At 71.5% G+C, this 18,137-nt stretch carries 17 protein-coding genes and 2 pseudogenes; 12 read left to right on the top strand and 7 right to left on the bottom strand.

Annotated features, from left to right (window positions below; genetic code table 11):
• A pseudogene (locus D0D15_RS26355) lies at nt 1–127 on the top strand (IS630 family transposase); the annotation flags it as partial.
• Here the strand turns inward: D0D15_RS26355 and D0D15_RS26350 are convergent.
• Entirely contained in the window at nt 124–504 is a 381-nt protein-coding gene (locus tag D0D15_RS26350) for a sterol carrier family protein (RefSeq protein WP_094009161.1), read from the bottom strand. The pseudogene D0D15_RS26355 and the gene D0D15_RS26350 overlap by 4 nt on opposite strands.
• A gap of 65 nt (nt 505–569) precedes the next feature.
• Between D0D15_RS26350 and D0D15_RS26345 the strand changes: the two genes are divergently transcribed.
• The 4 genes from D0D15_RS26345 (at nt 570) to D0D15_RS26330 (ending at nt 4,397) form a co-directional block, all read left to right on the top strand.
• Nucleotides 570–1,193, top strand: coding sequence for a type VII secretion system-associated protein (locus D0D15_RS26345; protein ID WP_094009159.1), 624 nt, complete (start codon nt 570–572; stop codon nt 1,191–1,193).
• A 94-nt stretch (nt 1,194–1,287) separates the two neighbouring features.
• The gene (locus D0D15_RS26340) at nt 1,288–2,121 is read left to right on the top strand and encodes a lysozyme (RefSeq protein WP_369806866.1); all 834 of its coding nucleotides are present in this window, start codon (nt 1,288–1,290) and stop codon (nt 2,119–2,121) included.
• A gap of 189 nt (nt 2,122–2,310) precedes the next feature.
• Nucleotides 2,311–3,171 (top strand): lysozyme, encoded by an 861-nt coding sequence (locus tag D0D15_RS26335; RefSeq protein ID WP_094009158.1) that lies wholly within the window; start codon nt 2,311–2,313, stop codon nt 3,169–3,171.
• A gap of 161 nt (nt 3,172–3,332) precedes the next feature.
• On the top strand, nt 3,333–4,397 hold the full coding sequence (locus tag D0D15_RS26330; protein ID WP_115944814.1) for a hypothetical protein: 1,065 nt from the start codon (nt 3,333–3,335) through the stop codon (nt 4,395–4,397).
• On the opposite strand, the gene D0D15_RS26325 is transcribed toward D0D15_RS26330, so the two are convergent.
• Nucleotides 4,394–4,972, bottom strand: coding sequence for a helix-turn-helix domain-containing protein (locus D0D15_RS26325; protein WP_094009156.1), 579 nt, complete (start codon nt 4,970–4,972; stop codon nt 4,394–4,396). The two genes, D0D15_RS26330 and D0D15_RS26325, sit on opposite strands and share 4 nt — an antisense overlap.
• Here D0D15_RS26325 and D0D15_RS26320 point away from each other — a divergent pair.
• Together D0D15_RS26320 and D0D15_RS26315 are read left to right on the top strand one after the other, a co-directional pair.
• Nucleotides 4,971–5,495, top strand: a complete 525-nt coding sequence (locus D0D15_RS26320; RefSeq protein ID WP_094009155.1) for a GNAT family N-acetyltransferase — start codon at nt 4,971–4,973, stop codon at nt 5,493–5,495. The two genes, D0D15_RS26325 and D0D15_RS26320, sit on opposite strands and share 2 nt — an antisense overlap.
• A gap of 10 nt (nt 5,496–5,505) precedes the next feature.
• Nucleotides 5,506–6,552, top strand: coding sequence for a pentapeptide repeat-containing protein (locus D0D15_RS26315; RefSeq protein WP_094009154.1), 1,047 nt, complete (start codon nt 5,506–5,508; stop codon nt 6,550–6,552).
• Nucleotides 6,553–6,556: 4 nt separating this feature from the next.
• On the opposite strand, the gene purL is transcribed toward D0D15_RS26315, so the two are convergent.
• Nucleotides 6,557–8,845 carry a phosphoribosylformylglycinamidine synthase subunit PurL gene (purL, locus tag D0D15_RS26310; protein WP_094009153.1) on the bottom strand — a complete coding sequence of 763 codons (2,289 nt, stop codon included), beginning with the start codon at nt 8,843–8,845 and terminating at the stop codon, nt 6,557–6,559.
• 81 nt (nt 8,846–8,926) lie between these two features.
• On the opposite strand from purL, the gene D0D15_RS26305 reads away from it, so the two are divergent.
• Both D0D15_RS26305 and D0D15_RS26300 read left to right on the top strand, forming a co-directional pair.
• Nucleotides 8,927–10,507 (top strand): ABC transporter transmembrane domain-containing protein, encoded by a 1,581-nt coding sequence (locus tag D0D15_RS26305; RefSeq protein WP_094009152.1) that lies wholly within the window; start codon nt 8,927–8,929, stop codon nt 10,505–10,507.
• Complete coding sequence (locus tag D0D15_RS26300; protein ID WP_094009151.1) at nt 10,492–12,219, top strand: ABC transporter ATP-binding protein; 1,728 nt, start codon at nt 10,492–10,494, stop codon at nt 12,217–12,219. Before D0D15_RS26305 ends, D0D15_RS26300 begins: the two co-directional genes overlap by 16 nt.
• 30 nt (nt 12,220–12,249) lie before the next feature.
• Here D0D15_RS26300 and purQ read toward each other — a convergent pair whose 3' ends face one another.
• Both purQ and purS read right to left on the bottom strand, forming a co-directional pair.
• Nucleotides 12,250–12,921, bottom strand: a complete 672-nt coding sequence (gene purQ, locus D0D15_RS26295; RefSeq protein ID WP_094009150.1) for a phosphoribosylformylglycinamidine synthase subunit PurQ — start codon at nt 12,919–12,921, stop codon at nt 12,250–12,252.
• Nucleotides 12,918–13,154, bottom strand: coding sequence for a phosphoribosylformylglycinamidine synthase subunit PurS (gene purS / locus D0D15_RS26290; RefSeq protein ID WP_017985747.1), 237 nt, complete (start codon nt 13,152–13,154; stop codon nt 12,918–12,920). The genes purQ and purS overlap by 4 nt, the downstream gene beginning before the upstream one ends.
• Nucleotides 13,155–13,264: 110 nt before the next feature.
• Between purS and D0D15_RS26285 the strand changes: the two genes are divergently transcribed.
• Entirely contained in the window at nt 13,265–13,738 is a 474-nt protein-coding gene (locus tag D0D15_RS26285) for a YfbM family protein (protein ID WP_158224485.1), read from the top strand.
• 49 nt (nt 13,739–13,787) lie between these two features.
• Here the strand turns inward: D0D15_RS26285 and D0D15_RS37265 are convergent.
• Together D0D15_RS37265 and D0D15_RS26275 are read right to left on the bottom strand one after the other, a co-directional pair.
• A pseudogene (locus D0D15_RS37265) lies at nt 13,788–13,961 on the bottom strand (integrase core domain-containing protein); the annotation flags it as partial.
• Between the two features lie 321 nt (nt 13,962–14,282).
• Entirely contained in the window at nt 14,283–15,608 is a 1,326-nt protein-coding gene (locus D0D15_RS26275; protein ID WP_094009148.1) for an MFS transporter, read from the bottom strand.
• Between the two features lie 166 nt (nt 15,609–15,774).
• Here D0D15_RS26275 and D0D15_RS26270 point away from each other — a divergent pair, with 166 nt between their 5' ends.
• Nucleotides 15,775–16,728: a U32 family peptidase gene (locus tag D0D15_RS26270; RefSeq protein WP_115944813.1), complete on the top strand. Its 954-nt coding sequence runs from the start codon at nt 15,775–15,777 to the stop codon at nt 16,726–16,728.
• On the top strand, nt 16,725–18,047 hold the full coding sequence (locus tag D0D15_RS26265; protein ID WP_094009146.1) for an aldehyde dehydrogenase (NADP(+)): 1,323 nt from the start codon (nt 16,725–16,727) through the stop codon (nt 18,045–18,047). The genes D0D15_RS26270 and D0D15_RS26265 overlap by 4 nt, the downstream gene beginning before the upstream one ends.
• Nucleotides 18,048–18,137 lie beyond the last annotated feature (90 nt).

Raw genomic sequence — 18,137 nt, 5'->3', positions numbered from 1 at the left:
CGACATCCGCGCATGGATCGAGACCTGGAACAACGAACCACGGCCCTACGTCTGGACCAAGACCGCCGACCAGATCCTTGACTCCATCGCACGCTACTGCACGCGAATTAATAACTCAGGACACTAGAGCCGGACGATCGGCAGCCAGTGCGAGAGGTCGGCCCGGGTCCCGGACGCGGTGACCCGGCCCTCCCGCACCGCCTCCGTCCACTCCAGACGGCCGGTGGCCAGCTCCAGCCACGTCCGCGGGTCGGTCTCGACCACGTTGGGCGGGGTGCCGCGGGTGTGCCGGAGCCCTTCCACGCACTGCACGGCCGCGAACGGCGGCACCCGCACCTCGACGCTCCGGCCGGGCGCGTCCTGGGCCAGCGTGCGCAGGCTCAGCCGGACGGCCGCGGCGAGCTCGGGCCGGGCCGGCCGGTCGGCTTCTCCGCTCAACCAAGCCGTAACGGCCTGCAGCGCGGCTCTCAACTCCACGGGGTCAACCGGACGCGGTGCGGGCATGGTCAAACAGTAGAGTGCACTGCAGCAGACATGAGCACGGCGACGCGGAAACACGGGGTTCGCACATGGCGCAGCGGGACGAAGCGGATCGGCTTCTACCCAATCCTCAGCCCGAGCACAAGCCGGGCAAGCCCAAGATCACCGAGGAGATGCGCGCCAACGCCAGGGCGAATCCGAACAGCTGGCTCTACGTGATCGACGAGGCGTTCGACCCCAACGGCCCGGTGCCGTCGTGGGCGGTCGTCGGCGCCTACCCGGTCAACGGCAGCGGCAACATCGTGGAGGACTTCCACCCCAACGACCGCTACCGGCCCTCGCCCAAGGCGCTCGGGTTCCCGGAGCCGCGCAACGACCTGGAGCGGCTGCTGCAGCTGGTCCGCACCAACCACCGGCCGGCCAGCGACCTGCCGCCGGTGATCCTCGACTCGACCCTGTTCGTCTACGCGCTCGCCCCGATGCAGCGCACGGTCATCGGGTTCCACAACTCCGACGGCCGCGTGCTGGTGCCGGCCTACACGTCGAAGTCGCTGGTGCCGCCGGAGTGGCCGCACGCCCGCGCCGTGCTCGGCCGCGACATGGTGCCGCTGCTCGCGGGCCACCCGGTGGCGATCAACCCGCACGACGTGGTGACCGCGGTGGTGCCGGCCGAGCACCTGGTGGCCGCGCTGGAGCAGGAGCAAAAAGACTAAACATTCCGCTCGGTTAAGCCAGTCGCATCACGCTTTCGAGCTAAGCCGACTCGCAAAAAGCGCTCCATCGAGGCATGGTGACGACCATCGGAGGATGGGAGTCGCCGTGCAAATCTGGAGTTCGAAGCTGCGCCTGGGCACGCTGCTCGTGTCCATGGCACTGGGGACGACGGCCGTGTGCGGCGCGGCGTCGTCCGCCGCGTCCACACCGGACTACTCGAAGGCGGAAAGCACTTTCGCCGGATCGCAGATCGCCGCCGTCGAGGGCAGGGGTGATCCGCCCCGGTTCACCGCGGACGCCGGTGCGATCGGGCACGACGTCAGCGGGCACCAGGGTGACGTGCACTGGCCGGGCGCGTGGGGGGCCGGCGGCCGGTTCGTCTACGTCAAGGCCACCGAGGGCACCGGGTTCATCAACAAGCGGTTCGCCCAGCAGTACAACGGTTCCTACCAGATCGGGATGATCCGCGGCGCCTACCACTTCGCGCGCCCGGACGTCTCCGGTGGACGGCAGCAGGCCGAGTACTTCCTCGCCCACGGGGGCGGCTGGTCGCCGGACGGGCGGACGCTGCCCGGGGCGCTCGACGTGGAGTACAACCCCTACGGCGAGGCCTGCTACGGCCTCGATCCGGTCCGGATGGGCGAGTGGATCCGGGACTTCTCCGACACCTACCGCGCCCGCACCGGCCGCTTCCCGGTCATCTACACCTCGACGAACTGGTGGAACAAGTGCACCGGGAACAACGCCGGGTTCGGGCGGAACAATCCTCTGTGGATCGCCCGCTACCAGCCGGTCGTCGGTCCGCTGCCGGCCGGGTGGTCGTACCAGTCCATCTGGCAGTTCGCCGACTCGGGTGTCCTGCCGGGTGACCAGAACCTGTTCAACGGGACGCTGGACCAGGTCAAGGCCTTCGCCTCGAACAGCTGACGCGGTAATCCGGTCGGGTTACTACGAAAGTCGGTCCGTCACCGGCGACATGCGCAAATCACCCACCGGTCATCGGAAATTCACGGGATTTGGTGACATCGCCGCGGATCGTCATCAAGAATCACGGCCTGGACGGTCTCCCTGCAAACCAGACCGTCCTCCGCGAGGGCAATGGAAGGGACTCCGCTCATGTCTGCTCCACGCAAGAGATGGTGGCGGTTCGCCACGTCCGCCACCGCCGCGTCGGTCGCCGTGCTCGTGCTCGGCGCCCTGGCTCCGGCCGGCGCGGCTCCGGCCACCATCAGCGGAATGTCGGTCGACGACTACGTCGCTCGTTACGATCACCCGATGGGTTCGCAGATCGCGCGCGTCGAGGGTGACCACTCGACGGCGCAGACGCAGGCCATCGCCGCCGGGGACGTGACCGCGGCGGCGTCGGTCGAGGGCATCGACGTCAGCGGCCACCAGGGCAACGTCGACTGGGCGAACTACTGGGGCCAGGGCAAGCGCTTCGCCTACGTCAAGGCCACCGAGGGCACCTACTACACCAACCCGTACTTCGCCCAGCAGTACAACGGCTCCTACAACATCGGCATGATCCGCGGCGCCTACCACTTCGCCACCCCGGACACCGCGTCCGGCGCCGCGCAGGCCAACTACTTCGTCGACCACGGCGGGGGCTGGTCGGCGGACGGCAAGACGCTGCCGGGCGCGCTCGACATGGAGTACAACCCGTACGGCTCGACCTGTTACGGGTTGTCGAAGAGCGCGATGACCGCGTGGATCAAGGACTTCAGTGACACCTACCACGCCCGCACCGGGCGGTACCCGGTGATCTACACGAGCACGAACTGGTGGAGCCAGTGCGTCGACGGGGCGTTCGCGGCGACGAACCCGCTGTGGATCGCGCGCTACGCCGCGAGCGTGGGAACGTTGCCGTTCAACTGGAGTTTCTACACGTTCTGGCAGTACTCCTCGACGCCGATCGACCAGAACACCTTCAACGGGGCCTACGACCGGCTGCAGGTGCTGGCCACCTCGAAGGGCTGAGCGGAAGGGGGCTCCCGCCGTCCGTGGTGGGAGTCTCCTTCGCATTTGCCCGGTTCGCCAGGCACAATGCCCGTGATCAGTGCGATGTCCGGGCGTGGGGGAACCAGGTTCGGCGTCGATACGTCCGAGCGGGGCGTAGCGATCCAGGAAAGGCGACGTCGATGACCTACCCACCGCAGCCGGGACAGCCGGATTACGGCCAGCAACCAGATCCGTACGGCCAGCAGCCGGGCGGCCCCCAGTCCGGGGGTTTCCCGCAGCAGGGTGGGCAGTACGGCCAGCAGTACCCGGGCCAGCAGCCCTACGGCCAGCCCGAGTACGGCCAGCAGCAGCCCGGGTATGGGCAGCAGCAGCCGGGCTACGGGCAGCAGTACCCGGGTTACGACCCGAACTACCCGCAGACCGCGCAGTTCGGCTACGGCGCGCCGCCGCCCGGGGGTGGCGGCAGCAAGAAGGGCCTGTGGATCGGTCTGTCGGTCGGTCTGGTCGTCGTGCTGGCGGCGCTGGGCATCACCGGGTTCTGGGTGCCGGGCTTCTTCCTCGGTGACTCGAAGGAAGAGGGCCCCCAGGCGGTCGCGCAGCAGGTGATCGACGGGATCAAGAACCACGACAAGGCCGCGCTGACCGCGCTGAAGTGCGCGGACGCCGACCGGTCGGTCCAGGCCGCGATCGACGACGTCAACGACGTCGACAGCATCACGATCGGGCAGGTCAAGGAGAACGGCGACACCGCGACGGTCGACTTCACCGCGAGCGCCGGCGGCGAGGAGGGCACCGGCACCGGCACGCTGGCCAAGCAGAACGGCAAGTGGTGCTGGAAGGACCTGGAGACGCGGGCGTCCGGCAGCGGCAACTCGACCCGCACGGCCAGCTCGCGCTCGACGAGCACGCGCACGTCGACGTCGTCCAGCTCGTCGTCCACCGGCGGCACCGGGGGCAGCAACGGCAAGGCGATGGTCGAGGACTTCCTGGCGAAGATGGCCGCGGGTGACGTCGCCGGCGTGACCTCGCTGGTCTGCTCCGACGCGACGCAGGACAACAAGGACGACGCGCGGGAGGCCGCCGAGAAGCGCGCCAACGTGACGCCGACCTACGACAGCGCCACCGACACGATGGTGTCCGGTGACCTCACCGGCACCCAGCAGGGCGAGCAGGTCACCGGCCTGTTCTTCGCGGAGAACTTCGACGGCGAGGGCTTCTGCATCTCGGTGTTCGGCGTGTTCTAGCCGGATCGGCGGCCCAGGCCGGGGCGCCTGGGCCGCATGATCAGCGCCGCGACGTAGTAGGTGCAGGGCGTCGCGGCGCGGTTGGCGTAGGAGAGGGTGACATCCGCCGGGAGGTAGAGGCTGTCACCCTCTTCCAGTTCCAGGGTCTCGTCGTCGATCGTCAGGGTGACGACGCCCTCCTGCACGAAGATGAACTCGTGCGAGCCCGCCGCGTACGGCGGGTACGTGCCGGCCTCGCAGCCGGGCGGCAGCGTCGACCGGATCCACTCGAAGTTCACCCCGGGCACGACGGGCGTGAGGATGGTCCGCCGCCACCCGCCCGGCTCGTCGACGACGTCCTGGTCCGCGGCCCGGCGCACGATCATCCGGGCCGGCTCGGTGAGCAGGTCCGCCAGCGGCAGCCCGAGCCCGTCCGCGATCCGGTCCAGCACGACGACCGTCGGCGCCTTCGAGCCGCGTTCGACGGCGGACAACATGCTCACGCTGACCCCCGACCGCTCCGCGAGCGCCTGCAGGGTCAGGCCGCGGTCGGTCCGAGCGGCCTGAACGCGCCGTCCGAGTGCCCCGAGATCCATGTATCCTATAGTAGTGGTTGATTCCCCTATAGTGAAACCGGCTACGGGTGCCGACCTCCCGGCGATCGCCGCGATCTACGAAGGGTACGTGCGCGCCAGCACCGCGACGTTCGAGCTGGAGCCGCCGGACCTGGCCGAGTGGACGCGCCGCTTCACGGCGATCGCGGACGCCGGTCTGCCGTTCCTGGTGGCCGAGGTGGACGGCCGTGTCGCCGGCTACGCGTACTGCTCGCCGTGGAAGACGCGCCCGGCCTACCGCCGCACCGCGGAGAACTCGATCTACCTCGCGCCGTGGTCGACGGGCCGGGGCGTGGGCGGCGTGCTGCTGGACGCGCTGCTGTCCCGCTGCCGGGAGAGCGGGATCCGCGAGGTCATCGCGGTGGTCGCGGACCCGGAGCGCAACCCGGCCTCCCCCGCGCTCCACCGCCGCCGCGGGTTCGTCGACGTCGGGGTGCTCCGCAGGGTCGGCTACAAGCACGAGCGCTGGCTGGACACGCTGCTGTTGCAGAAGAGTTTGATCTAGGGTTCCGGGCATGCCGGAACGTCGGGGGCCGCTGTTCGTCACGATCCTGGTCGCGGTGGGCTTGCTGATCGCCGTGAGCGCCTGGCTGCTCACCGACCCCGCGACCAGCCGGGCGGACGCGCTGCGCACCGGCGGTCTGGCCAGCGGCGCGGTGATCGCGCTGTACGCGCTGTGGCTCAACGACCGGCGCCGCCGCGTGGAGGAGAACCGGCAGCGGACCGAACGGGAGCGGCACGAGCTGGAGCTGCTCCGCGCCGAACGCGACCGCGAACGCGTCACCGACGAACGCTTCGCGAAATCGGTGGAACTCCTGGGCCACGAGGCCGACCAGGTCCGGGTCGGCGCGCTGCACGCGCTCGCCGGCCTGGCGCGCAGCAACCCCGAGTACACCCAGACGGTCCTCGACGTGCTCTGCTCCTACCTCCGGCGCCCCTTCCCGCACCCCGGCTACGGCGACGACACCGACGAGGCCGAGGCCCGCCGCGAGCAGCAGGTGCGTCTCGCGGCGCAGCGGCAGATCCAGGAACTGCTGCCGCCGCGGGGACCGGAGGCCGTCGTGTACGACCTCGATCTGGCCGGCGCCCGGCTGGACCGGTTCCACCTCAAGGGCCGAGCCGTCGGCCGGCTCTACCTGCAGCAGGCGCAGCTCCTGCACCGCACGAGCTTCGCCGACGCCGAGTTCCACGGTCGCGTCTACCTGACCGCGCTCGACTCGCGGGGACCGATCACCGTCGCCGGTGCGGTGTTCCACCAGAAGGTCAAGCTCGAGGGCGTGCACGCGCGGCACGAGGTGGACTTCGACGGCGCCACCTTCGAGGCCGAGGTGAGCATCGCGGACGGATCGTTCGACGGGCCGGTCTCGTTCCGCGACACGAGGGCCGCCGCGGTGGACCTCCGCCGGGCCCGGTTCGCCGACCACGTCGACCTCCGGCTGGCGGCCGAGGCCGTGTCGCTCTACAACACCGAGGTCGACCAGGCGCGGGAAGTGCGGCTTCCCGCGGCCTGGTCGCTCGAACCGCTCGCCGGTGGACGCGCCCGGATCCGGGTCGGCGGCTGAACCGTCAGTCGAACAGCTTCGGCAGCGTGCCTTCGAACGCGTCGCGCAGTTCCTCGAAACCGAAGGTCGCCACGCCCTGGATCTCCAGGCCGCCCGCCTCGGGGTCCACCACGCCGGCCTTGCGCCACGGCAGCCCGCGGGCGGTGCACATCTCCGTGAACCGCAGCTCCTCGGTCCGCGGCACCGCCACCAGCACCCGCCCGGTGGACTCCGAGAACAGCTGCACGAACGGGTCGGCGTCCTCGTCGAGCAGGGCCCGCGCGCCGCACTGGCCGATCAGCACCATCTCCACCAGCGCCTGCGCCAGGCCGCCGTCCGACAGGTCGTGCGCGGCCGAGATCATGCCGTCCCGGGAACCGGCGACCAGGATCTCCGCCAGCAGCCGCTCGCGCTCCAGGTCCACCTTCGGCGGCAGCCCGCCCAGGTGCCCGTGGATCACGTGCGCCCACGCCGAACCGCCGAACTCGTCGTGGGTCTCGCCGAGCAGCAGCAGCGTCTCGCCCGCCTCGGCGCCGATCCCGGTCGGGATGCGCCGCCGCACGTCGTCGATCACGCCGAGCACGCCGACCACCGGGGTGGGCAGGATGGCCGTCTCGCCGGTCTGGTTGTAGAAGCTCACGTTGCCGCCGGTCACCGGGATGCCCAGCTGCGCGCAGCCGTCGGCGATCCCGTGCACGGCCTGCTCGAACTGCCACATCACGCCCGGGTCAGTGGGCGCGCCGAAGTTCAGGCAGTCCGTCACGGCCAGCGGGGTGGCGCCGGTGGTCGCCACGTTCCGGTACGCCTCGGCCAGCGCGATCTGCGCGCCCGCGTACGGGTCGAGGTACACGAACCGGCTGTTGCAGTCGGTCGACACCGCGACGCCGCGGCCGGTCTCCTCGTCGATCCGGATCATGCCGCCGTCCGACGGCTGCGACAGCACGGTGTTGCCGCGCACGTACCGGTCGTACTGGTCGGTCACCCACTCCTTGGACGCCTGGTTGGGCGAGGACACCACCGCCAGCAGCGTCTCCCGCAGCTCGTCCGGAGTGGACGGACGACGCAGGCCGTCGGGCGTGTCCGCCTGCAGCGCGTCCTGAGTGGACGGACGGGCGACCGGCCGGTCGTACACCGGGCCCTGGTGCGCCACGGTGCGCGGCGGCACGTCGACCACGGTCTCGCCGTGCCAGGTGACCACCAGGCGGTCACCGTCGGTGACCTCGCCGATGACCGTGGCGATGACGTCCCACTTCGCGCACACCGCGAGAAACGCGTCCACCTTGGACGGTTCGACGACCGCGCACATCCGCTCCTGCGACTCGCTGGAGAGGATCTCGGCCGGGGTCATGCCCTCGGCGCGCAGCGGCACCTTGTCCAGCTCGACGTGCATCCCGCCGTCACCGGCCGCGGCCAGCTCCGACGTCGCGCAGGACAGCCCGGCGCCGCCGAGGTCCTGGATGCCGACGACGAGCTTCTGCGCGAACAGCTCCAGGCAGCACTCGATGAGCACCTTCTCGGTGAACGGATCGCCGACCTGGACGCTCGGCAGCTTCTTGCGGCCACCGGAGTTCTCGTCACCGGAGAACGTGTCGCTGGCCAGCACCGACACCCCGCCGATGCCGTCCAGACCGGTCCGCGCGCCGAACAGGATGATCTTGTTGCCGGTGCCCGACGCGAACGCCAGGTGCAGGTCCTCGGTGCGCATCGCGCCCACGCACAGCGCGTTGACCAGCGGGTTGCCCGCGTAGCTGGCGTCGAAGGCGACCTCGCCGCCGATGTTGGGCAGGCCCAGGCAGTTGCCGTACCCGGCGACGCCGGCCACCACGCCCGGCAGCACGCGGCGGGTGTCCGGCGCGTCGGCCGGGCCGAAGCGCAGCGAGTCGGCCACCGCGAGCGGCCGCGCGCCCATCGCGAGGATGTCGCGCACGATCCCGCCGACACCCGTCGCGGCGCCCTGGTAGGGCTCCACATAGGACGGATGGTTGTGGCTTTCGACCTTGAAGGTGACCGCCCAGCCGTCGCCGATGTCGACGACACCGGCGTTCTCGCCGATCCCGGCGAGCATCTTCGAGCGCATCTCCTCGGTGGTGGTCTCGCCGAAGTAGCGCAGGTGCTTCTTCGACGACTTGTACGAGCAGTGTTCGCTCCACATCACCGAGTACATGGCCAGTTCGGCGTCCGTCGGCCGCCTGCCCAGGATCTCGCGGATGCGCGCGTACTCGTCGTCGGCGAGCCCGAGCTCGCGGTAGGGCTGCGGGAGGTCCGGCGTCTCCGCGGCCCGCTCGGTCGTGTCGATGGCCAGGGTGTCGGTCACGGCCTCCAGGGTACTTGCAGCCCTCTGACCGGCAGAAAATCGGTCGCGTGAGGTGAGCTGGGGCACCTACCGTCAGGTGTCATGCGCCTTCCCTCCCGGCTCACGCCGCTGCGATTCCTGGGCGCGCTCCTGCGGGCGCGGCCGTGGCTCGCGCTGTCCGCGTGCGTCCTCGGTGCCCTCTGGCTGCTGCCGGGGGCGCTGCTGCCGCTGGTGATCGGCACGGTGGTCGAGGACATCCGCGCGGGCGAGCCACTGCTCGGCGGTGTCGGGCTGGTCCTGCTGCTCGGCGTGGCGCAGGCGGTGTGCGGCGGCGCGTTGATCTTCGCCGCCCACACCATGTGGATCCACGGCGCGGCCGCGACGCAGCGGGCGGTCGTCGAGCACACGGCCCGGCTCGGCGCGTCGCTGCGGCCGCAGGCCGGGACCGGTGACGTGATGGCGGTGTCGTCCTCGGACATCAACCACATCGGCAACGTGTTCGAGGTGACCGGGCGGCTGTTCGGCTCGGTGGTGGCCTTCCTCACCGTCAGCCTGGTGCTGATCGGCATGTCGCCGGTGCTGGGCACGATCGCGCTGGTCGGGGTCCCGCTCGCGACGCTGAGCATGGGCAAGCTGGTCGCGCCGCTGCAGCGCCGCAAGGGCGCGCAGCGCGAGGAGCTGTCGAGCGTGAACGCGCTGGCCGCGGACATCGTGTCCGGCCTGCGGATCCTCCGCGGTGTCGGTGGCGAGCAGCAGTTCCTCGGCCGGTTCCGCGACGCCAGCCAGCGCGTCCGGCGGGCCGGGGTCGAGGTGGCGCGCAGCGAGTCGTGGCTGGTCGGGGCCGAGGTGCTGCTGCCCGGCCTGGTCACGGTGGCGATCACCTGGCTGGGCGCGCGGTTCGTCGCGGCGGGCACGATCAGCGTGGGCGAGCTGGTGGCGTTCTACTCGTCGTCGGTGTTCCTGGTGGTGCCGGTGAGCACGGCGACCGAGTTCACCGCCGCGTTCTCCTCGGCGCTGGTGTCGGCGAAGAAGGTGTGCGGGGTGCTGAGCCTGCGGCCGCTGCTGTCCGAGCCGGACGCGCCGGTCGCGCTGCCGGACGGGCCGCTGGAGCTGCACGACACCACGTCCGGGTTCACCGCGGTGGCCGGGAAGCTGACCGTCGTGGACGCCGGGCCCGAGGCGGAGGCGCTGGCCGCGCGGCTGGCCCGGTTCGCCGACCCCGATCCCGGCGAGCGGGTGCTCGTGTCCGGCGTGCCCGCCGACCACGTGGCGCTGGCGGAGCTGCGGTCCCGGGTGGTCTACGCGCACAACCAGGACCTGTGGTTCTCCGGTGTGCTGCGTGACCAGCTGGTCCCGGCCGAGCGGGCGGCGGAGGCGTTGCGAGCCGCCGACGCCGAGGACATCGTCGAAGGCCTGCCGAACGGGCTGGACGAGCTGATCGGCGAGCGGGGCCGGGAGGTTTCCGGCGGTCAGCGGCAGCGGCTGAACCTGGCCCGCGCGCTGGCCCTGGACGCCGACACCCTGCTGCTCGACGAACCGACCTCGGCCGTCGACGCGCACACCGAGGCCCGCATCACCGAGCGGGTCAGCGAGCTGCGCCGCGGCCGCACGACCGTCGTGTTCACGGAAAGTCCACTGTGGAAAGCGGTGGCGGACGAGGTGACCACATGCGCTTCAAGCTAGTGCTCGCGACCGGCGCCGAGGCCCGGCGCTGGGCGCGGGACCTGCTGCGCACCAACCGGCGTGAGTTCGGCGTCGTGATCGGGCTGTTCGGCCTGGCCGCGATCGCCGGGCTGGCCGGGCCGCAGATCCTCGGGCACCTGGTGGACCTCGCGGTGGCCGGGGACGGCCGGATCGACCTGCTCGCGCTGGCGTTCGTGGTGATCCTGGTGGTGCAGGCGGTGCTCAAGCGGTTCGCGAGGTTCCGCGCCGGGATGCTCGGCGAGCGGGTGCTGGCCGAGACGCGGGAGGGCTTCGTCGAGCGCGCGCTGCGGCTGCCGCTGGGCACGGTCGAGGCGGCCGGCACCGGTGACCTGATCAGCCGCGCGACCACGGACGCCGACCGGATCGACTTCTCGGTCCGCAACGCGATCCCGGAGATCTCGATCGCGCTGATCACGATCGTGCTGACCCTGGCGGCGATGATCATCACCTCGCCGCTGCTGTCGCTCGGGCTGCTGGTCGCGGTGCCGATCGTGGCCCTCACCCTGCGCTGGTACGTCCGCCGTGCGCCGCGGATCGTCGAGGAGATGCTCGACAAGTGGTCGGAGGTGCAGTCGAGCCTGCACGAGACGACCGAGGGCGCCCGCACGGCGGAGGCGCTCGGGCTGACCGGGCGGCGCATCGCGCTGGGGCACCGCACGCTGGGCGCGGCGATCCGGGGCGAGCAGCGGCTGCGCGGCGTGACGGTCGGCTGGATCCCGTGGCTGCAGATCGCGCAGGTCGCGCCGGTCGCGGCGATGCTGTTGCTCGGCGGCTGGGCCTACGGCGAGGGGCTGGTCGGGCTGGGCACGATCACCACGATGGTGGTCTACGTCCAGGCGCTGGCCGGGCCGCTCGAAGAGGCGATGTGGTGGGTCGAGGACCTGCAGGTCTCCGGCACCGCGCTGCGCCGGGTGCTGGGAGTGCGCGGTGACGCGGAGCGGGCCGGTGGGCCGGAGCCGGCGGGCCAGGAGATCGTGGTGCGCGACGTGCACTACGGCTACTCGACCGGCCGGGAGGTGCTGCACGGCATCGACCTGCGGGTGCCGCCGGGGCAGCGGCTGGCGATCGTCGGCCCGTCCGGTGCGGGCAAGTCGACGCTGGGCCGTCTGCTGGCCGGGGTCGCCGCGCCCGGTTCGGGTTCGGTGACGATCGGTGGCGCCGAGGTGTCCGAGCTGGCCGAGGACGTGCTGCGCGGCGAGGTGCTGCTGCTGACCCAGGAGCACCACGTGTTCTCCGGGACGCTGCGGGAGAACCTGACGCTGCCGGCGGGGTCCTGGACCGACGACGAGCTGGTGCGGGCGCTGACCGCCGTCGGGCTGCGGGACTGGTTCGACGGGCTGCCGGACGGCTTGGCGACGAAGCTCGGCTCGGGTGCGCTGGCCGTGCCGGCGGCGGTCGCGCAGCAGCTCGCGCTGGCGCGTGTCGTGCTGGCCGACCCGCACACGGTGGTGCTCGACGAGGCGACCTCGCTGCTGGACACCTCGTCGGCGCGCCACCTGGAGCGCTCGTTGAGCGGGGTGCTGGAAGGCCGGACGGTGATCGCGATCGCGCATCGCCTGCACACCGCGGCGGCCGCCGACCGGGTCGCGGTGCTGGAGGCCGGGCGGATCACCGAGCTGGGCACGCACGCCGAACTGCTCGCGGCGGACGGCCCCTACTCGCGGCTGGTCACCGCCGCGCATGTGGGCTGAGGTTTCCCGGAGGCGGATGCCTCCGGGAAATCAGGCCTTGACCAGGCTGTCGACGAGGCTGAGGAACATGCCCAGCCCGTCGTCGCTCGGGCCGGTCAGCGCGTCGATCGCGTGCTCGGGGTGCGGCATCAGGCCGACCACGCGGCCGTTGGCGCTGCAGATGCCCGCGATGTCGTTGCGCGAGCCGTTGGGGTTCTCGCCGGCGTAGCGGAACACCACGCGGCCCTCGCCCTCCAGCTCGTCCAAAGTGGACTGGTCGGCGACGTAGCCGCCCTCGCCGGACTTGAGCGGGACCAGCACCTCGGCGCCCGCCTCGTACCGGGTGGTCCACACCGTCGTGTTGTTCTCCACGCGCAGCCACTGGTCGCGGCACACGAAGTGCAGCTTCTCGTTCCGCACCAGCGCGCCCGGCAGCAGCCCGGCCTCGCACAGGATCTGGAAGCCGTTGCAGATGCCCAGCACCGGCATGCCGCCCTTGGCCGCGTCGACGACCGACGACATCACCGGGGCGAACCGGGCGATCGCGCCGCAGCGCAGGTAGTCGCCGTAGGAGAAGCCGCCGGGGACGATCACCGCGTCGACGCCGCGCAGGTCCTCGTCGCCGTGCCACAGGCTGACGGCCTCGGCGTCGGCGTAGCGGGCGGCGCGGATCGCGTCCACGTCGTCCAGCGTGCCGGGGAAGGTGATGACACCGATCTTCACGGGAGCCTCCGCACGGTCCACTCCTCGATCACCGGGTTGGCGAGGAAGCCCTCGGCGATCTTGGCGAGCGTCTCGTCGTCGACCGAGTCGTCGACCTCCAGCTCGAAGTGCTTGCCCTGGCGCACCGAGGTGACCCCGGTGAAGCCCAGCCGCGGCAGCGCCCCGGCGACGGCTTGACCTTGCGGGTCGAGGATCTCGGGCTTGGGCATGACGTCAACCACCACACGGGCCACGGCGGGTCGCTCCAGTAATCGCAGGTCGGCGGTACTCCCCGAGTCTAGCTGTGATGTGGCGGCACCCCGCCGAGGGTGGTGGCGGGTGTGACCTGGATACCGTTTCACCCATGGGTATGACACTGGGGTACGTCGAGGTCACGCCGCAGCAGCTGGACGGCGTTCTGAACGACGGCGAGAAGGCCGAAGAGCTGTACGACGAGATCGCCAGCGAGGACGACGCCCTCAACGGCTTCGTGGAGAAGGCGTGGGACGGCCTCCAGTACCTCCTCGACCGCGCCGGTGTGGACGTCGACCTGCGGATGGACGGTGAGCCCATCGACTACGACGGCGAGGAGTACACCGGCTTCGACGCCGACCTGGTCCGCAGCATCGCCGACGCCCTCGACGCGGCGCCGTTCGAGAAGCTCGCCGCGCACTACGACCCCGCCGACATGATGGCGCGCAACGTCTACCCCGGGATCTGGGACAGTCACGCGGAGGACGAGCTGGAGTACCTCCGCGAGAACTACGACACCCTGCGCACCTTCTTCGCCACGGCCGCCCGCAACGGCAACGCCGCGCTCGGCTGCTTCTCCTTCTAGGTGCACTTGGCCGTTGGGTCGGTGGCAGTCGGCTGATGGGTGGGTGGCCGCCGAGTGGGTGGCGGCGGCGTTGAGCGTTGAAGTGCTTGAGCCGGGCGCGAGCGTGGTCGCTCGTTCGGTGTTGCTGGTGAAGATCTGCCGGTAGGCCCCGCTCGGCCCGCAGCGTGCGGTTGTAGCGTTCGACTTTGCCGTTTTGCCAGGGGCTTCCTGCTGGGCGCGGCAGTGGGCCCGTCAGCCGCCGTCTCGGGGATCCGGCCGTTCTTCTTGGCGTCCGTGTGCACCAGCTCGCGGGGCCGATCGCGTTCGTCCGGCCACCTGCCCGGTCAAGGGGGCCAGCGCCGACAGCGGCGGCACCTGGTGGCGAGCCGGCACCCGCGACACCGTCCGGCCGGAACGCCAGTCCCAGCTAGTCCGGGCGTGCGGGCATCACGGTGTGACACGAGAGCCGCCGGCCTGGTGTGGGCCTGGACAAGCCACACCCCAACCGGAGGCTCTCCCCGTGTCAACACCAGGCAGCCGCCACCAACGCCCTGGCCAGGTACACCTAGTGCGTGACCGGTGCCGGTGACTGTGCGGCCGTCGTGCGGCGGCGCAGCACCCGGCGCAGCCCGTACGTGCCGAACAGGCCGAGCACGGACACCCCGATCAGGAAGTACAGCCCGGTCGCGGCCGAGCCGGTGGCGTCCACGATCGCCGCGATGCCCATCGGGCCGAAGCCGCCGCCGAGGTTGCCGATGCCGTTGATCGCGGCGATCCCGGCGGCCGCGGTCGCGCCGGCGAGGAACTTCGGCACCAGGCCCCACATCACCGGCTGGGCCGCGTAGCCGCCGATCGACGCCACGCACAGGCCGACCATCTGCAACCACGGCGCGCTCGCGGTCGCCGCCACGAGGAACCCGGCGATCGAGAAGCCGAGCATCAGCGCGAGCCAGCCGAAGGGCGCTTCGCGCCGGTTCGCCAGCCGCGGCACCACGAGGAGTCCGATCGCGACGCACACGTACGGGATGGCCGACACCGCGCCGACGCCGAACCCGGACAGGCCGCCGAAGCCCTTCACGATCGTCGGCAGCCAGAACGCCAGGCCGTAGGTCGCCAGCGGGAAGCACAGGAAGAACAACGCCATCGCCAGCACGCGCGAGTCCTTGAGCACGGCCCACGGGCTGTGCGGCTGGGCGCCGGCGGCCTCGGCCTCGCGGCGCAGCTCGCCGGTCAGCCAGGTGCGCTCGTCATTGCTCAGCCACCTGGCGGTTTCGGGCGACTTCGGCAGCACCCACAGCACGATCGGCGCCAGCAGCACGGCCGGGATGCCGGTCGCGACGAAGATCCACTGCCAGCCCTCCAGGCCGAGGACGCCGTGCAGGTCGTTGAGCGCGCCCATCGCCGGGTTGCCGATGATGAACGACACCGGCCCGGCCAGCATGAACAGCCCGATGGCCTTGCTGCGGTGGCTCTCCGGGAACCAGCGGGTCAGGTAGTAGATGACCCCGGGGAAGAACCCGGCCTCGGCCGCGCCGAGCGCGAACCGCGCCAGGTAGAACTGCCAGGTCGTGGTCACCAGCGCGGTCGCGACGGTGACCAGGCCCCAGGTGAGCATGATCCGCGCGATCCAGCGGTTCGCGCCGTAGCGGTGCAGTGCGAGGTTGCTCGGCACCTCCAGCAGCGCGTAGGCGACGAAGAAGAACACCTGGCCGAGCGTGTAGACGGTCGCCGACAGACCGAGTTCGGACTGCAGGGTCAGCTTCGCGAACCCGACGTTCGACCGGTCGATGTAGGCGATCACGTACAGCAGCCCGAGGAAGGGCAGCAGGCGCAGGGTGATCTTGCGCAGGGCGGTTCTGTCCGGGGTGGTGCGCAGCGTGGCTGGGGACACGGTGACTCCGTTGTCTGCTCGTCCGATATCTCGGATGACGTTCGGCTCGTCGAACCTAAGGTTGGCCTCCGGGTGGTGTCAACCGTCTTGACCGCGGGGCGGGCGGAGCCTAACGTCGTCTGGGATTACGTACCGCATCCGAAATTTCGAACAACGGTGGTGAACCGTGGACAGAACCCGCGACTTCCTGCGCACCCTCGGCCTGCCGCCCGGCGACCCGGGTGAGCTGCCGACGAGCCCGAAGCGCTTCCCGGACGGCGCCCAGTACCGGGTCGAGATCCCGAGCGTCGAGGGCCCGGAGGCGCTGGAGGCCGTCTACGCCGAGGCCGACGCGCGTGGCGTCGTGGTGCACCGCGTGTCGCAGGGCAGCGGCGGCATGCTCCTCACGCAGGCCGAGCTGGCCGCGATGGCCGGGTTCGCGCGGGCGCGCGAGGTCGAGGTGAGCCTGTTCGCGCGCCCGGTGGCGGCGTGGGACACCGGCGCGGCGGCCGTCGCCTCCGGTGGCGGACCGTTCGCCCCGCAGGCGCGCGGCACCGAGCAGCTGGTCCACGTGCTGGAGGACATCCGCCGCTCCGCCGAGGCCGGGATCCGCAGCGTGCTGGTGACCGACCTGGGCGTGCTGACGGTCGCCGACCGGATGCGCGCGGCCGGTGAGCTGCCGGTCGACATGCGGTTCAAGGTCAGCGTGCAGATGGGCCTGGCGAACCCGGCGTCGATCCGGCTCGCCGAGCAGGCCGGGGCCACCACGTACAACGTGCCGACCGACCTGAGCCTGGCCCAGCTCGCCGCGATCCGGGCCGCCGTGGACCTGCCGCTGGACGTCTACATCGAGGCGCCCGACGACCTCGGCGGGTTCGTCCGGCACTTCGAGATCGCCGAGATCGTGCGGGTCGCCGCGCCGGTCTACCTCAAGTTCGGGCTGCGCAACGCGCCGAACATCTACCCCAGCGGCACGCACCTGACGCCGACCGCGATCGCGCTGGTGCGCGAGCGGGTCCGTCGTGCGGAGATCGGCCTGGAACTGCTGCACCGGCACGCGCCCGACGCCGTGGGTTCGACACTGCCCGCCGCCGGCCTGGCCGTGCCCGGCCCGCTGAGCATCGAGGAGCTGACCCGATGACCCTGGACGAAACGCTCGACGCCGCCGCCCGCGCGGCCCGGTCCTGGGCCCGCGCCGACCGCGCCGCCGCGCTGGAGAAGATCGCGGACGAGATCGACGCCGCCGCGGACGAGCTCGTGCCGATCGCGCACGAGGAGACGCACATCGCGGAGGCCCGGCTGCGTGGCGAGGTCGCCCGCACCACCTTCCAGCTCCGGTTCCTCGCCAAGGAGGTCCGGCCGCGCGCGGTGGTCGACGAGGCGGACCCGCGGTGGTTGCCCGCGCCCCGGCCGAAGCTGGTGCTGGCCCGTCGTCCGATCGGCCCGGTGCTGGTGTTCGCGGCCTCCAACTTCCCGTTCGCGTTCTCGGTCGCGGGCGGGGACACCGCGTCGGCGCTCGCGGCCGGCTGCCCGGTCGTGCTGAAGGCGCACCCCGGTCATCCGCGGCTGTCCGCCGCGACCGCGGAGATCGTGCGGGCCGCGTTGCCGGAGGGCGTGTTCGCGGTGATCCACAGCGAGGAGGACGGCCGGGCCGCGCTGACCGATCCGCGCATCCGGGCCGCGGCCTTCACCGGTTCGCCCACGGCCGGACGGGCGCTCTACGACCTGGCGGTCTCGCGGCCCGAGCCGATCCCGTTCTACGGCGAGCTGGGCAGCGTGAACCCGGTGTTCGTGACCGAGGCGGCCGCGCGGGCGCGGGGCGCGGAGATCGCGGCCGCGTACGTGGACTCGTTCACCATGGCCGCCGGTCAGCTGTGCACGAAGCCCGGCCTGTTCGTGGTCCCGGCCGGGTCCGGGCTGGGTGAGCTGGCCGCCGAGCGGGTGCGTCAGGTGACCGCCGCGCCGCTGCTCAACGACAGGATCGCCGGCGGGTACGCCGCCACGCTGGGCAAGCTCGTGGGGCACGAGGAGGTGCGCACGCTGGTCGACGGCGGTGACGCGCCCACGCTGCTCGCCACGACCGCGGCAGCCGTGCTGAAGTACGGCGAGGCGTTGCGGACCGAGTGCTTCGGCCCGGCTTCGCTGGTGGTGGAGTACTCCTCGGAATCCGAAATGCTGGACGTCGTCCGGAGCCTCGACGGACAGCTCACCGGAACCGTGCAGGCCGAGGCCGCCGACCCGGTCGCGGCCGAGCTGGTCGACGAGCTGGCGGAGCACGTCGGGCGCGTGGTGTGGAACGGCTGGCCCACCGGGGTGGCGGTGACGCACGCGATGCACCACGGCGGCCCGTACCCGGCGACCACCGCGCCGCTGCACACGTCGGTCGGCGCGGCGGCGGTGGAGCGGTTCCTGCGCCCGGTCGCGTTCCAGGACGTGCCGGAGGAGCTGCTGGGGTTTTAGCTGCTGGGCAACAGCTACGGGGCCACGCCGTCGAGGCGCTGATACCACTCGGCGGCGGGACCCGGGTCCCGCGCCGGTGGTGTTCCCGGA

It is taken from the genome of Amycolatopsis thermalba (assembly GCF_003385215.1).
Taxonomy (GTDB): Bacteria; Actinomycetota; Actinomycetes; order Mycobacteriales; family Pseudonocardiaceae; genus Amycolatopsis_E; species Amycolatopsis_E thermalba.
This window is presented reverse-complemented; position numbering and strand designations above follow the sequence as displayed.

Coding starts and splice junctions, on each gene's coding strand:
- D0D15_RS26305 (WP_094009152.1), top strand. CDS start 8,927: ATGCGCCTTCCCTCCCGGCTCACGCCGCTGCGATTCCTGGGCGCGCTC.
- D0D15_RS26315 (WP_094009154.1), top strand. CDS start 5,506: ATGCCGGAACGTCGGGGGCCGCTGTTCGTCACGATCCTGGTCGCGGTG.
- D0D15_RS26325 (WP_094009156.1), bottom strand. CDS start 4,972: ATGGATCTCGGGGCACTCGGACGGCGCGTTCAGGCCGCTCGGACCGAC.
- D0D15_RS26285 (WP_158224485.1), top strand. CDS start 13,265: ATGGGTATGACACTGGGGTACGTCGAGGTCACGCCGCAGCAGCTGGAC.
- D0D15_RS26330 (WP_115944814.1), top strand. CDS start 3,333: ATGACCTACCCACCGCAGCCGGGACAGCCGGATTACGGCCAGCAACCA.
- D0D15_RS26345 (WP_094009159.1), top strand. CDS start 570: ATGGCGCAGCGGGACGAAGCGGATCGGCTTCTACCCAATCCTCAGCCC.
- D0D15_RS26300 (WP_094009151.1), top strand. CDS start 10,492: ATGCGCTTCAAGCTAGTGCTCGCGACCGGCGCCGAGGCCCGGCGCTGG.
- D0D15_RS26335 (WP_094009158.1), top strand. CDS start 2,311: ATGTCTGCTCCACGCAAGAGATGGTGGCGGTTCGCCACGTCCGCCACC.
- D0D15_RS26350 (WP_094009161.1), bottom strand. CDS start 504: ATGCCCGCACCGCGTCCGGTTGACCCCGTGGAGTTGAGAGCCGCGCTG.
- D0D15_RS26320 (WP_094009155.1), top strand. CDS start 4,971: ATGTATCCTATAGTAGTGGTTGATTCCCCTATAGTGAAACCGGCTACG.
- D0D15_RS26265 (WP_094009146.1), top strand. CDS start 16,725: ATGACCCTGGACGAAACGCTCGACGCCGCCGCCCGCGCGGCCCGGTCC.
- D0D15_RS26340 (WP_369806866.1), top strand. CDS start 1,288: ATGGGAGTCGCCGTGCAAATCTGGAGTTCGAAGCTGCGCCTGGGCACG.